The following is a 12,878-nucleotide window of genomic DNA, read 5'->3' on the forward strand; positions in this document are numbered from 1 at the left end:
TCAGCTGAGGTAGAGAACGTCGCCGCCCGTCTCGAAGGGCTGCGGGCGGCGCGATTGTCCGGCCTCGCCCATCACCCGCATCCAGTGATCGGAGAAAACCCGGTCACGGCCGCTCTGTTTGGCCATGAACAGAAACTGGTCGGCTGCATTGAGATAATTGTCGAAGGTCTCGCGCGCCTCGATTTCGGCAACCCCGATCGAGACCGTGACGGAGACTTCCTGTCCCCCGGCGATGAAGCGCAGCTTGGCGAGCTCCTGACGGAGCATCTCGCAGAAGATCGAGGCCCGGGCGCCATCCATGCCATGCAGCAGCACAGCGAACTCTTCGCCGCCGAGCCTGGAAACGAGATGCTTGTCCGTGTCGAGAAGCTGCTGCACGCGCGAGGCGAGCCCGATCAGGATGGTGTCGCCCGCATCACTTCCATAGGTGTCATTGACGCGTCGGAAGTGGTCGATGTCGATCAACGCCATGGTACAGGCAATGCCGGTCTGCAGACATTTCTCGATGAGTTCGGGACCCATCATATAGAAGTAACGCCGATTGCACAGCCCGGTCAGGTAATCGCTGGAGGCCGCGATGCGCAGCTGCTTCATCTGCGACAGCGTGTCGATGGTATGCGCGACGCGACACTGGACCTCTTCGGCAAGCAGCGGCTGGTAGATCACGTCATTGGCACCGGCTTTGATGAAGCCGACGGACAGGAACCGATCGGCGGTCGACAGAATGCCGATCACGCGCAGACGATCGTCGCCATGTTTGCGGCGAATCCGTCGACAGAACTGCAGTCCGTCCATATCCGGCAGATTCTGGCCGATCAGCACGAGTTCGATGTCCGGATTGGTCTCGATCAGGTTTCGTCCCTGCTCGCCCGTCGCCACCTCGACAACGGTCAGGAGTTGTGCCCGCAGCAGTGTGGCCAGTTGGTCGCGCGCCTCACCGGGTTCATGCACCAGAAGCACACGTACATCGCGGTTGGCCAGCGCCCGGCGAACCGATTCCACGATCATGTCGCAGGCGCGCTCATTGTCCTTGATGACGTAATCGACGACATGTCGATCGAGAATCCGTTCACGCGCGGCAAGGTCGAAGCTGCCGGTGAAAACGACGACGGGAATACCGTAACGGATGACGAGATCGAGAACTTCGCCATGCGGCGAACCGGGAAGATTGAGGTCCACCACGGCGATGGGAAAATTCTGCTCGCCGCGCTTCAGCGTCTCTTCAAGCTGCAGCATTGAGGCGCAGTGGACGACAGTGCGGCCGATCTCTTCCCGGAAGCGATAGGAGAGGATGGAGGCAAAGGTGCGGGAATCCTCGACAAGAAGCACCGGCCCGTCATTGCGATCGCGCTTGGGTGCGACGATCTGATGAACATACGGCATTCCGGCCCCTTCCCTCGATTACGCCGGCACCGCGGCCTTTCCTGCGGGACGCCGTTCCTGGCTGGCCTGCATCGACTTAATCTGGACCAGAGTGTCTAGGTTCTGGTTAACGCGGCAGTAGAACTCTTCGTCGATGAATGGTCGCAACATGAAGTCGTTGCCGCCGGCCTTCAGGAAGCGTGCCGACAAAAGACGATCGGTGGAGGACGAAACGCCGATGACGCGCAGTTCATGCGAACCGCGCACGGAACGGATCCGCCGCGTCAATTCGAAACCGTCGATATCCGGCATGTTGTAGTCCGTCACGACGAGGCCGATGTCGGCATTCTTCTTCAGAAGCTCGATCGCCTTGGCGCCGCTTTCGGCGACACTGACGCGGAAATTGTAACGCTTCAGGCGGGTCGACAAGAGGGCCCGGGCGGTCGGGCTGTCGTCGACGATCAACACGTGGTGGCGATGATTGGTCAGGAAGCGGCAGACCGATTCGACCAGCATCTCGACGGCAAAGACGTTGTCTTTCAGGATGTAGTCGACGATATCCTTGGCGAGCAGTTTTTCGCGGGTCTGTTCCTGGAAGGTCCCGGTAAAGACGACCGTCGGGATGTTGAGATCGAGCAGATATTCCAGCGCCTCGCCGTTTTCGGCGCCAGGAAGGTTGATGTTGGAGATCGCCAGCGTAACAGGCTCCTCCGACAACTCGTTGGCCATCATCAGATCTTCGTAGGTCCGGCAAATCTCGGCTTCGATACCGAAGATCTCCTTCAGGCGCTGCCGAATCATCGAGGTGAAGACATTGGAGTCTTCCGCCACAATAATGCGGGCCTCCGGAAACTGTTCGCCAGAATACTGCATTCCAGATACGCCCAGATAAGTCATGGTCAACCTTTAGTGTGATCTCTGACGATACACCCTACACATCGTGACTTGCTGAAACATTAAGCGGAATTGCTTGCAATCTGGATTTGCAAGAAAAAAGCGGCCCGAAACGGACCGCTTTCTTGGCGTGGTCAACAAACGGTTTCTCAGGCTCTGAGCGCCGCATTCTCCGGGTCGAACGGGCTTTCGCCAACCACTTCCGCTTCGTAGAGCGTGCCGAGGATCTTGATCTTCAGCGCCGTACCGATGGCGGAACGCTCAGGCTTCAGCATGGCAAGCGCCAGCGACTTGCCGACACGCCAGCCATAACCGCCGCTTGTCACGCGACCGACCAGAGCCCCCGTCATGTCATAGATCGCTTCGGAGCCGCGGGCGTCGACCTCTGTCGTGCCCTTCACCTCAAGCGTCGAGAAGATCCACTTCAAGCCGTTGTTCTTGTAGGCGACGAGACCGTCACGGCCGATGAACGGCTTTTCCGGCTTCAGGAAACGGTCGAGACCGGATTCATAGGCATTGTATTCGATCGACAGTTCACGGCCCATGTTGCGGTAGGATTTTTCGACCGCCATCGACACCATCGCCCGGATGCCGAAGGGCTTGATGCCGAACTCGGCGCCAGCGTCCATCAGCCGGTCGAAGATATAGGCCTGCATCTCGATCGGGTGGTGCAATTCCCAGCCCAATTCGCCGACGAAGTTCACGCGAAGAGCATGCGCGGAGGCCACACCGACCGAAATCTGCTTGCCTGTCAGCCAGGGGAAATCCTTGTTCTCCAGGCTGCTACGCGTCAGCTTCTTCAGGACGGCGCGCGACTTTGGTCCTGCCAGAACGAGCACGCCGTATTTCTGCGTGATGGGCTGCAGCACGACGGAGCCATCCTTGGGCGCAAGACGCCAGAGGAGATCGTGGTCATGCGCTTCCAGACCGCCTGCGGACACCATGTAGAATCGGCCCGGCGCCCATTCATAGATGGTGAATTCCGCACGCACGCCACCGGCCGGCGTCAGGATATGGGCGAGCGCGATACGGCCACGCTTCTTCGGGATGGCATTGGCGAAAATCGTCTCCAGCCATTCCCGCGCGCCGGGACCGGATACTTCCATCTTGGCAAACGGCGACATGTCGAGCACGCCGACATTTGTCGTGACGTTCTTCACCTCGTTGCCGACATGTTCCCAATAGTTGGAGCGACGGAACGACCACTTTTCGACATAACGCCCGTCTTCGAGGGGGGCTGCATAATTGTGGTTGGTGATGACATCAGCACCAACACCCTTTTCGCTTTCCGGCAGTTCGTAACCTTCCGGGGCATACCAGTTGGCGCGCTCCCAGCCATACAGGGAACCGAACACCCCGCCGAGCTTCTTCAGGCGATCATAGATCGGCGTCGTCTTCAGCGGACGCGCGGCAGCACGCTCTTCGTCCGGATAATGCATGGTGAAGACGTTGGCATAGGCCTCCTCGTTCTTGGCGATGAGGTAACCTTCGGTCGCATAGGGGCCGAAACGGCGCGGATCGACGCCCATAAGGTCGACCGTCGGTTCACCGTCGACGATCCATTCGGCCAGCTGCCAGCCGGCACCGCCGGCGGCGGTGATGCCGAAGGAATGGCCTTCGTTCAGCCAGAAATTCTTCAGCCCCGGTGCAGGACCGACGATCGGGTTGCCGTCCGGCGTATAGGCGATCGCGCCGTTATAGACTTTCTTGATGCCGACTTCGCCGAAGGCCGGCACGCGGGCAATCGCCGTTTCGATATGCGGCATCAGGCGGTCGAGATCCTCCTGGAAGAGCTCGTATTCGCTCTCGTCCGACGGACCATCGACATAACAGACCGGTGCGCCGACCTCATAGGGGCCTAGAATCAGGCCGCCCGCTTCCTCGCGCATGTACCAGGCGGAATCGGACTCACGCAGAACCCCCATTTCCGGCAGGCCCTGCCTGCGGCGCTCCTGGATCGCCGGATGCGGCTCGGTGACGATGTACTGGTGCTCGACCGGGATGACCGGAATGTTGATCCCGACCATCTCGCCGGTCTTGCGGGCAAAGGAACCGGTACAGGAGATGATGTGTTCGGCGGTGATCTCACCCTTGTCGGTCGTCACCTTCCACTGGCCGTCGGCAAGCTGTTCGATGCCGGTGACGGTGGTATTGCGATAGATCGTGGCACCGCGGTCGCGTGCGCCCTTGGCGAGCGCCTGGGTGAGATCCGCCGGCTGGATGTATCCGTCATCCGGGTGCTGGATGGCGCCGAGCAGTCCGTCGGTTTCGCAGAGCGGCCAGATCTCCTTCACCTCACCCGGCGTCAGGATATTGACCTTGACGCCGATCGTCTCGGCAATACCGGCATAATACATGTATTCGTCCCAGCGATCCTTGGTACGGGCGAGACGAATGTTGGAAACCTTCGAGAAACCGACATTCATGCCGGTCTCTTCCTGCAGTTCCTCGTAAAAGCGGACCGAATATTTGTGCAGCTGCCCGACCGAATAGGACAGGTTGAACAGCGGCAGAAGACCCGCCGCATGCCAGGTCGAACCGGAGGTCAGCTCCTTGCGCTCGATCAGGACGACATCGCTCCAGCCCTTTTTTGCCAGGTGATAGAGCGTGGACACACCGACCACGCCGCCTCCGATCACCACTGCCCGCGCCTGTGTCTTCATCGCTTTCGACCCCTCTGGTACGAACCACCGGCCAAGGCATGTGCGCCAAGCGGTGACATCTCATTCGAGCGGACTATGCAATTCCCGTCGACGGTCCAAACGCCTGTTTACGACATGGGCGACGCTTTGCCGCGACGAGGTACACTTTGCCCCTGGCTGTAACGAGCCGAGGGCTTCCAGTCCCCGTTGCCATGTCATGGCGCGACCTCTCCAGCCGGTGCGCTTTCCGCTTCGCCCGCAGTCACCGTGCCACGATCGCGGGCCGGCACAGTGAACACGGTTCCGCTGATATTGACGTCCTGATGCGGATAGGGAATTTCGATCCCCTCCTCCTGGAAGCGGCGCAGGATCTCCGTCCGTACCGCGGCCCGCGTCGCAATCCCGTCGCTGATATCGGCCAGATGGAACCGGAGTTCGAAATCGAGCGAGGAGGCACCGAAGGCGATGAAATCGACATGCGGTTCCGGATTGTGCAGCACGTTCGGCGTGGTCAAGGCGATGTCGAGCAGGATCTCCATGACCTTGCGCGGATCCGAACCATAGGTCACGCCGACCGGAATTTCCGATCGCTGCATGCGGTTCTTATGGGTCCAGTTGCCGACCGATGCGTTGATCAGGTCGGAATTCGGCACGATGATGGTCTGCTTGCGGAAGGTTTCGATTTCCGTGGCGCGCACCGAGATGCGCTTGACGATACCCTCCGTCGTGCCGGTCACCACGTGATCGCCGACCTTGAACGGACGCTCGACGAGCAGGATCAGGCCCGAGACGAAGTTCGACACGATGTTCTGCAGGCCAAAGCCGATGCCGACCGACAGCGCGCTGGCGACCAGCGCCAGGCTCGACAGGTCGATGCCGGCAGCAGAGACACCGATGATCACCGCAACCGCAACACCAATGTAACCGATGCCGGTTTTGACGGAGTTGCGCACACCCGTATCCACATGGCTGCGCGCCATGACGTTGCGGTCGATCCAGCCCTGCACGAAACGCGTGACGAAATAACCGGCCGCAAACAGAAGGATACCGACCAGGATGCCGATCAGCGAGATGGAGATGCTGCCGATGGAAATCTGGGTGAACAGCCGGACCGCGGCGGTCTGGATGTCCTGGATCTGGAACCCCCAGGTCAGCAAGATGAGCGGCACGCCGAACGCAAGCGCCACCGCATAGATGCTGAGGCCCGCGCCGAGGCCGATCTGGTCAAGCGCAATCTCGCTCAGCTTGTAGCGGTTTGCGAGATAACGCCCGACGGCGGTTTTGGTGAAGGCCCCCTGTTTGCCGACCGCCCGGCCGGACAGGATGCCGATATACATCGTCACCACGATCGCGCCGGTCAGCACGATCTGCGTCGCACCGAACCGCGCCAGTCCGACATAACCGGACAGCACCGCCAGGATGAGGGCCGCACCGGCCAGCCGCAGCAACAGCGGAAAACCCCTCGGCCAGGGCCGGCCCGGCGCTTCGGGATCCTTGTCCTCGGCCAGAACCGGCTTCATGAACGACATCAGGATCAGGATCGTGCCGATCAGCACCGTCGCCACGACGCTTTTGGTGATGGTGAGTGCGACCGGCGAGTTCAGCACCTCGCTGATTTCGGCAAGCCAGTAGTCGAGGCTGTTGATGATCGCCATCATCATCGTCAGCCAGTAGAGGCGCCGCGCGCCGAGGTTCGACAGCCGGATCAGGCGCCAGTGCGGATGGGCCGGCGAAAAGATCAATCCGCCGAGCCTCGCCACAAAAACGACGACCCAGATCATGCCGAGGAAGGAGGCGATGATCGGCGCGATATCCGGCCGCAACACGTTGAAGCTCGACAGGAAAAAGAAAGTGGCAAGAAGGAAGGCCGACAGCGACACCGTCTGGATGATCAGCGACCAGAAGGCGAAGGACAGCCGCGTGATATAGGGCGGGTTCTCCATCGCCAGATCACGTGTGACCATTCTGCCGAACAGGCGGTAACCGCCGGCAAGAAACAGGAGGGCAGCACCGATCGAGAGCACCACCGCGCCGAGCAGCGACAGCGTCTTGAACTTCCAGGCAAAGGTCAGCCAGCTCTTCAGCGTCTCGCCAAAGGCACCCACCTCGGCCAGGAAGGCCGACGCGGCATCGGAAAAGACGGCCGGCGAAAGGTCCGTGTGCTTGAGAATGGTCGCCGAAAACAGGCGGCGGCGCTGTTCGGTAATCTTTGCCGACAGTGCGCGTGAGGTGGCTGCAAGTTGCCCCACTTCGCTGCTGATCGCGGTCAGTTCGGTGCGCTCGGCGGTCAGGCGGTTGCGTTCCTCCGTCACCACCGCAGCCTCCGGCGGCTGCCCCTCCTTCGGCGGCTCGCCGATTTCCGTCAGGCGCGCCAGGATCTGGTCCTGCCTTTGTTTCGTCTCGGCGAGAAACCCGTCCAGCTGTCCGCCCAATTCATCCGCCTGGACCTTGAAGTCGGCAAGTTGGACATCCTCGACATTTTCAGAGGCGGAACGCGCCGTCAGCGAGTCAAGCGTCTTGCGTGCCTGGGCCGTCAGGGCCTGCGCGCGGGCCGGAAGCGATTCCTGGCTGGCCGGCGCAGCGGATGGTGCCGGGGCGGTCTGTGCCGCGGCCGAGGCGACAAACATCGATCCGATACCCGGCGCAGCCACGGCGGACAGAGAAAGCACGAACAGGTAGGAGACGACCACGAGAATGGAGCGCAAGGACATGATCCGCACAATGAGAAACCTTCGACAGGGACATCACCAGATACCGGCAAGCGGCGTGGAAGAAAAGCCGGGCAACCACCGATCAGCCGGGCGGCTCATCAACAGAAAAGACCGGGCAGAACTAAGGCGATTGTTCCGAACCGGGAACTCGCCGGGAACCAAGACGCAGCTTCGCCGTTAACTGGCCGACACTGGAACAGAGGGAGTAAGGTTATGGAAAGCGCAGGAATCGGCTGGATCGCGGCGATCATCATCGGTGGCATTGCCGGCTGGCTCGCCGAGCAGTTCATGAAGAGCAACATGGGCATTCTGATGAATGTCATCCTCGGCATCGTCGGCGCGATCATCGCCAATGCCATTCTCAGCATCTTCGGCATCGTGCTCGGCGGCTGGATCGGTTATCTCATTGCCGGCTTTATCGGCGCCTGTATCCTGATTGCCGTTGCCCGCATGATCAGGCGATAGGCTTTCGGCACAGGATCGGACAAAAGGGCTGCCCCTCGGGCGGCCCTTTTTTGTCGGCACCGGCTAGCCGCCTTGTCAGGGATGACGCAGATCCTGCGGATCGAGCCCCAGATGCACCGCCAGCGCTTCAACGACCAGATTGTGGTCATCGCGTTGCGGAAGCCCGGAGACGGTAACGGCCCCGATGCAGCCGACGCCCTCGACCAGGATCGGAAAACTGCCGCCATGTGAGGCATAATCGGCGGTCGCAAGCCCCCACTTCTCCTCGAGCGTCGTCTTCTGCGCCGCAAGCTCGAGGCCTATGGCGTAACTGGGGCGCAGGAAACGCAAGGCAATGTTGCGCTTGCGGCGGATCCAATGCTCGAAATCGGGCCTCGCGCCCGGCATGGCGGCAAAAAAGGCCTGCATGCCGTTGATCTGGATATCGACCGAGAGCACATGGCCCGCTGCCGCCGCGACCGCGCGAATATGTTGCCCCACCGACCAGGCCGCCCCCAGATCAAACCGATCGAACCTCAGGGCCCGCTCCTGGTCCGCAATCCGTGCGATATCGCTCTTGATGCTCACAGCCTTCATCCTCCCGACAAAAATGGCTGTCACTAGATGGCTTGTGCCCTGGCGGCTGTAAAGGAGGTGCCTTTGCGGAACCGGTGCAGATTTTTTTGAGATATTTGTTTGCACTGCGAAGCGCGCAATTCCGGGGCTTTTCGCAGTCCTGGAAAGGCTGCGCCCAAAAAAGCCGAAAGTTTTTTTGTTTGGGTGCTGGACAAGCCGAAACTTCCTCTTTATACGCCCCATCACACCGGCGGCGCCGAGACAAACGGAAGCCAAACGGACGGGTGATTAGCTCAGTTGGTAGAGCAGCTGACTCTTAATCAGCGGGTCGTAGGTTCGAGCCCTACATCACCCACCACTTAACCGGTGACTTCAACAAAACATTCCAAGACGCTGATAACACGAGCATTGCAGAGACAACGCAATGTCGTCGTTCAAAAGACGCGTCCGTCCTCGCCATGGCAGATCCAGAAATCGCGACCGCTTTCGCTCGAACGGCCGAATCAGTGCACGGCACATGAAAAAGCCGTCGCTTTCGGCGACGGCTCAAGGCTTCGGCGCAGACCGATAAAAGTGTCAGGCCCAGGCGTCCAGTGCCTCGTCTTCCGCAAACAGATGCTGCAATTCCATCTGCACGGCGTTCATGAACAAGGCTGCCTGATGGGAAATTTCGGCAGGTTCGGCACCCTGGGCTGCCAGAGTACGGGCAAACACCGCCATCTCCTGGCGCCAGAAGAGATTTGCCTCTTCACCGTGAAGAGAAAGGAGCGCCTGCGCACACCGCCGAATGTCTGCCGTCCGCCTGTCGGCTGGGAAATGTGCAAGCGTCATACTCTCTCCTGATACACACATCTTCGAATCACTGACTAGACCGCAACAATCGCCGGAAGTGGTTCCCAAATTCTAAACAAAGCTTAGAGACTTCGAGTTGATTCCCGCGCCGGCACAACCGCGCCTTCCTTCAGCACCACCCTTTCGCCCGGTCGGATACACCGTGTACCAGCCCTTCGCGGATCATCTGTCCGCCGATCGACTGCCCGTTGCGCATCACCACCCGCAATTTGCGGCCGCGTGCATCCGTGTCGCTGTTCGGCCAGTCGACGAGATCGAATGCGCCGGCATTCAGCAGATCGCGCAACCTCACCTTTGCGGCGAACCCCTTGTCGCGCTCCGCCTGGCACCGTGCCTTTTCGGTTTCCGGCGCCACCACATCGGCAAGGTTGACCGCCTGTTTGCGGAACCAGAAGAGGTCGCCACTCTCCACGCAGTTGTCGAGGCCGGACGTGCCGCAGAAATAGAATGTGCCGGTCAAACCCTTGCCGGTCATCTCGTTCACCTCCGCCTTGGCCGGAGCCGCAGCGGGACGGGCCAGTGGCTGGGCCGGATGCGTCGGGAGCGCTGGCGCGGTTTTCTCACCCGCCGGCGAAGTGCGTTCGGTCACCGTCTTGGGTTTTGTGCCGAGCAGGCTGCTTGGGGGCAGCCACTGCAGGACGTCCTGTTTGTGATCGATAGCCGCAATCGCACCCGCCGTCGCAACAAGGGCGACGAGCCAGGGCCAGGTGCGGCCTTTCGCGCCGGCCTGCCGGCTGCGTCCCGATTTGCGCCGCGGACGGCGTCCTTTGCTTGCGGTTGCCTGTGCCATGAGCGTCCCATCCTGATGCAGCGCATCATCGGATGAGGAGGTTGCCAAAGTGTTTTCGACGCAGACTTTTTAACGGCTCGTTCATCGTATTTCCTGGAGCGGGCGGTCTTGCGGCGCGCGCATCGGGCGAATTTAGCAGTTGCTAACTCGCCGCTTATAAGGTGATCCGAGCTTCATGCTGGAACCGCCTGAGAATGACCGAACCTCGGAACCCTCTGCATATTCTGATCGTCATGCTCAGCGGTATCTTCGCTGTGGCCGGACTGGCGTTTTGGGCCGAACACACCAGCAGAAACGCCCATCTGGAGGGGCTCGACGAGGCGCTGCGCCAGTCGGCCCTTTCGCTCGGCAACAATATCAGCGACAGCATCGAGATCGCCGACCTCGTCCTGGTCGGCCTAGAGGCCGAAATTTCCGCCTATGGCGGGGTTCGGGAAATGGGCGGTCGGCTCGAACTGATGATCACCCGACTTGCGGAACATGCTGAGGATCTGCGCAACCTGCATGTGATCGACAAGGAGGGGCGGCTGCTCGCAACCACCGTTCCCAATGCGGATACGGGCAAGGGTTTTGCGGACCGCGCTTATTTTCAGTTCCACGCCGCCAATTCCACAGACGAGCCTCTGCTGGGTTCACCGATCCTCAGCCGATTGAGCGGTGAACGCATCGTCACGATCACCAAACGCCTGAACGACCCGGCAGGCGGTTTCGCCGGCGTGCTTGTCGCGCATCTGTCCATCGACCAATTTAACGCGTTGCTGGAGCGTTACCTGAGCGCTTTCGGTGATGCGAGCGCGCTGCTCGTCCACAGAGACGGAACGCTCCTGGCGGCAACCCGCGAATTTTCCGGACTGGTGGGAGAGAAGGTTTCGTTGAATGCCTCGTCCGTCCAGCCGGACGAAACCACCCTGTCGAAAGTGACGGAGACCACGTGGCCGCTCGATGACAGGCTGCGCCGGACAGCGAGTTTCGCCTCCGGTCATCCGCCATTCACCATCTTCATCGGCGTGACGACGGAGACCGTTGCGCAGCAATGGGCCTCCAAGAGCCGTAGCCGCTGGCTCATCGGCATCGCCATGCTGGTTGGGGCGGTTGCGCTCAGCCTGCGCTGGCACCAGCAGGCGAAACTCCACCATGCAAGCGTCGCGACCTTGCGCCAGCGTGAACAGGAATTGCAGCTTCTTGCCGATGCCTCCGGCGATCTCATCGAGCGCCTGAGTGTCGACGGGGTTCGAGAATACGTGTCCGCCGCCGCCATCGACGTGCTGGGCTGCCGCCCCGCCGATCTGATCGGCACCGGCGTGTTCGATCACCTCTCCGGCGCAGAGCGTAACACGCCGATCGAGAAATTCGTCGAGTTCAAGCGCGACGGCAGCGAGATCAAACGTGTGGTCACGCACTACATCCGCCCGGACGGAAGCGAGGCCTGGCTCGAGACGACACTCACACGGCTACAGGCCAAGGGTGTGTTGCGCGGGTTCGTCGCGATCACTCGGGATGTGACGCGCCGCAAGCAGCGCCACGACGAACTGGATGCGCTCGCCAATACCGATACGCTGACCGACCTTGCCAATCGCCGCGCCTTCGATACTGCTCTTGCCGCACGCCTGCAGACGGCCCGCGATACGGGAACGCCGCTTTCGCTGTTGATGATCGATGTGGACCGCTTCAAGCTCTACAACGACACCTACGGCCATGCGAGCGGCGACCAGTGCCTGAAGGCTGTCGCCACCGCGATCCGCTCCGCCGTGCGCCGCGACGATCTTGCGGCGCGTTATGGCGGAGAGGAATTCGCCGTCATTCTGGGGAAAGCCGATCGCGATACCGCGCGGGTGGTGGCGGAAAAAATACGTCGAGCCGTCGTCGCCCTGAGACACCCGCACGAACGTAACCTGCCCTGGGGTTATACGACCGTCAGTGTCGGCACCGCGACCGCGGATGCAACCGCAATCGCGGCCAATACGGCGCAGAAACTCTTCGAATCGGCCGATACGGCGCTCTACACGGCCAAGGAGACAGGTCGGAACCGTGTCGTCTGCGATGACGAACCGGGACACGGCCAGGATATCGGCAAGGTCGTCAACGTCTAAAATCCCTCCCAGAATCCCGTCCTGCGGCCGAAAAGATCCGAACGGGAACCTTTCGCGCCCCTCCGTAGTTTGCCTGCCGTATCAGGCAGCACATCGGGAGGAAGACATGCACGAGGCACATTGGCGCAAACCCGTCCAGGCGGGCGGACGAGCAATCCACAATCCGCTCGAGGCGATCCGTTTCATGGATCGCGAGTGGCCGGGCAAAAAGACCATGAGTTTTGCCGAGGCACACCAGGCCTGCCTCGCAGCCCTTGACGGCCGCGAGCCGGCGGATGGCGCGCGGGCAAGCTTCAAGGACGCCGTCGACGAAGCGCAGGTGCACTGAACCCAGACCGGGATCAGAAACGGAATCCGGGACCGTGGGGGCACAGGCATCCCGTGCCCTATCGTCTTTTGCCGTCCGCTCGAACGGACGGCGTTCGGCATCTCCCCGCGGAACCTCATGGTGTTCTGCGGGAACCTGCCCCTCCTCTTGGCGTTAGGCCCAGGCACACCCGCCAAGGAGGACGTTTCC

At 61.0% G+C, this 12,878-nt stretch carries 10 protein-coding genes and 1 tRNA gene; 4 read left to right on the forward strand and 7 right to left on the reverse strand.

Annotation, left to right across the window (positions count from 1 at the left end):
- The 4 genes from OU993_RS27230 to OU993_RS27245 form a co-directional block, all read right to left on the reverse strand.
- Entirely contained in the window at nt 1-1,383 is a 1,383-nt protein-coding gene (locus OU993_RS27230) for a diguanylate cyclase (RefSeq protein WP_268162228.1), read from the reverse strand.
- A gap of 18 nt (nt 1,384-1,401) precedes the next feature.
- The gene (locus tag OU993_RS27235) at nt 1,402-2,259 is read right to left on the reverse strand and encodes a response regulator (RefSeq protein WP_268162229.1); all 858 of its coding nucleotides are present in this window, start codon (nt 2,257-2,259) and stop codon (nt 1,402-1,404) included.
- A gap of 146 nt (nt 2,260-2,405) precedes the next feature.
- The gene (locus OU993_RS27240; RefSeq protein ID WP_268162230.1) at nt 2,406-4,919 is read right to left on the reverse strand and encodes a GcvT family protein; all 2,514 of its coding nucleotides are present in this window, start codon (nt 4,917-4,919) and stop codon (nt 2,406-2,408) included.
- Nucleotides 4,920-5,113: 194 nt separating this feature from the next.
- Nucleotides 5,114-7,609, reverse strand: a complete 2,496-nt coding sequence (locus OU993_RS27245; protein ID WP_442793049.1) for a mechanosensitive ion channel family protein — start codon at nt 7,607-7,609, stop codon at nt 5,114-5,116.
- A 213-nt stretch (nt 7,610-7,822) separates the two neighbouring features.
- Between OU993_RS27245 and OU993_RS27250 the strand changes: the two genes are divergently transcribed.
- Nucleotides 7,823-8,074 (forward strand): GlsB/YeaQ/YmgE family stress response membrane protein, encoded by a 252-nt coding sequence (locus tag OU993_RS27250; RefSeq protein ID WP_268162232.1) that lies wholly within the window; start codon nt 7,823-7,825, stop codon nt 8,072-8,074.
- A gap of 75 nt (nt 8,075-8,149) precedes the next feature.
- On the opposite strand, the gene OU993_RS27255 is transcribed toward OU993_RS27250, so the two are convergent.
- Nucleotides 8,150-8,641 carry a heme-degrading domain-containing protein gene (locus OU993_RS27255; RefSeq protein ID WP_268162233.1) on the reverse strand — a complete coding sequence of 164 codons (492 nt, stop codon included), beginning with the start codon at nt 8,639-8,641 and terminating at the stop codon, nt 8,150-8,152.
- 270 nt (nt 8,642-8,911) lie between these two features.
- Between OU993_RS27255 and OU993_RS27260 the strand changes: the two genes are divergently transcribed.
- Nucleotides 8,912-8,987, forward strand: a tRNA-Lys gene (locus tag OU993_RS27260).
- Nucleotides 8,988-9,205: 218 nt separating this feature from the next.
- Here the strand turns inward: OU993_RS27260 and OU993_RS27265 are convergent.
- A complete protein-coding gene (locus OU993_RS27265; protein WP_268162234.1) occupies nt 9,206-9,460 on the reverse strand; it encodes a DUF6074 family protein in 255 nt (84 codons plus the stop codon).
- A gap of 130 nt (nt 9,461-9,590) precedes the next feature.
- Entirely contained in the window at nt 9,591-10,271 is a 681-nt protein-coding gene (locus OU993_RS27270; RefSeq protein WP_268162235.1) for a thermonuclease family protein, read from the reverse strand.
- Nucleotides 10,272-10,465: 194 nt separating this feature from the next.
- Here OU993_RS27270 and OU993_RS27275 point away from each other — a divergent pair, with 194 nt between their 5' ends.
- The gene (locus tag OU993_RS27275; protein ID WP_268162236.1) at nt 10,466-12,361 is read left to right on the forward strand and encodes a diguanylate cyclase domain-containing protein; all 1,896 of its coding nucleotides are present in this window, start codon (nt 10,466-10,468) and stop codon (nt 12,359-12,361) included.
- Nucleotides 12,362-12,467: 106 nt separating this feature from the next.
- A complete protein-coding gene (locus OU993_RS27280; RefSeq protein WP_268162237.1) occupies nt 12,468-12,689 on the forward strand; it encodes a DUF982 domain-containing protein in 222 nt (73 codons plus the stop codon).
- The last annotated feature ends 189 nt before the right edge of the window (nt 12,690-12,878 follow it).

It is taken from the genome of Rhizobium sp. SL86 (genome assembly GCF_026672545.1).
In the GTDB taxonomy this organism is placed as follows: Bacteria; Pseudomonadota; Alphaproteobacteria; order Rhizobiales; family Rhizobiaceae; genus Neorhizobium.

Excerpts from the sequence above, each read along its gene's own strand:
- OU993_RS27280 (WP_268162237.1), top strand. The coding sequence starts at position 12,468 with ATGCACGAGGCACATTGGCGCAAACCCGTCCAGGCGGGCGGACGAGCA.
- OU993_RS27250 (WP_268162232.1), top strand. The coding sequence starts at position 7,823 with ATGGAAAGCGCAGGAATCGGCTGGATCGCGGCGATCATCATCGGTGGC.
- OU993_RS27235 (WP_268162229.1), bottom strand. The coding sequence starts at position 2,259 with ATGACTTATCTGGGCGTATCTGGAATGCAGTATTCTGGCGAACAGTTT.
- OU993_RS27265 (WP_268162234.1), bottom strand. The coding sequence starts at position 9,460 with ATGACGCTTGCACATTTCCCAGCCGACAGGCGGACGGCAGACATTCGG.
- OU993_RS27240 (WP_268162230.1), bottom strand. The coding sequence starts at position 4,919 with ATGAAGACACAGGCGCGGGCAGTGGTGATCGGAGGCGGCGTGGTCGGT.
- OU993_RS27245 (WP_442793049.1), bottom strand. The coding sequence starts at position 7,609 with ATGTCCTTGCGCTCCATTCTCGTGGTCGTCTCCTACCTGTTCGTGCTT.
- OU993_RS27275 (WP_268162236.1), top strand. The coding sequence starts at position 10,466 with ATGACCGAACCTCGGAACCCTCTGCATATTCTGATCGTCATGCTCAGC.
- OU993_RS27270 (WP_268162235.1), bottom strand. The coding sequence starts at position 10,271 with ATGGCACAGGCAACCGCAAGCAAAGGACGCCGTCCGCGGCGCAAATCG.
- OU993_RS27230 (WP_268162228.1), bottom strand. The coding sequence starts at position 1,383 with ATGCCGTATGTTCATCAGATCGTCGCACCCAAGCGCGATCGCAATGAC.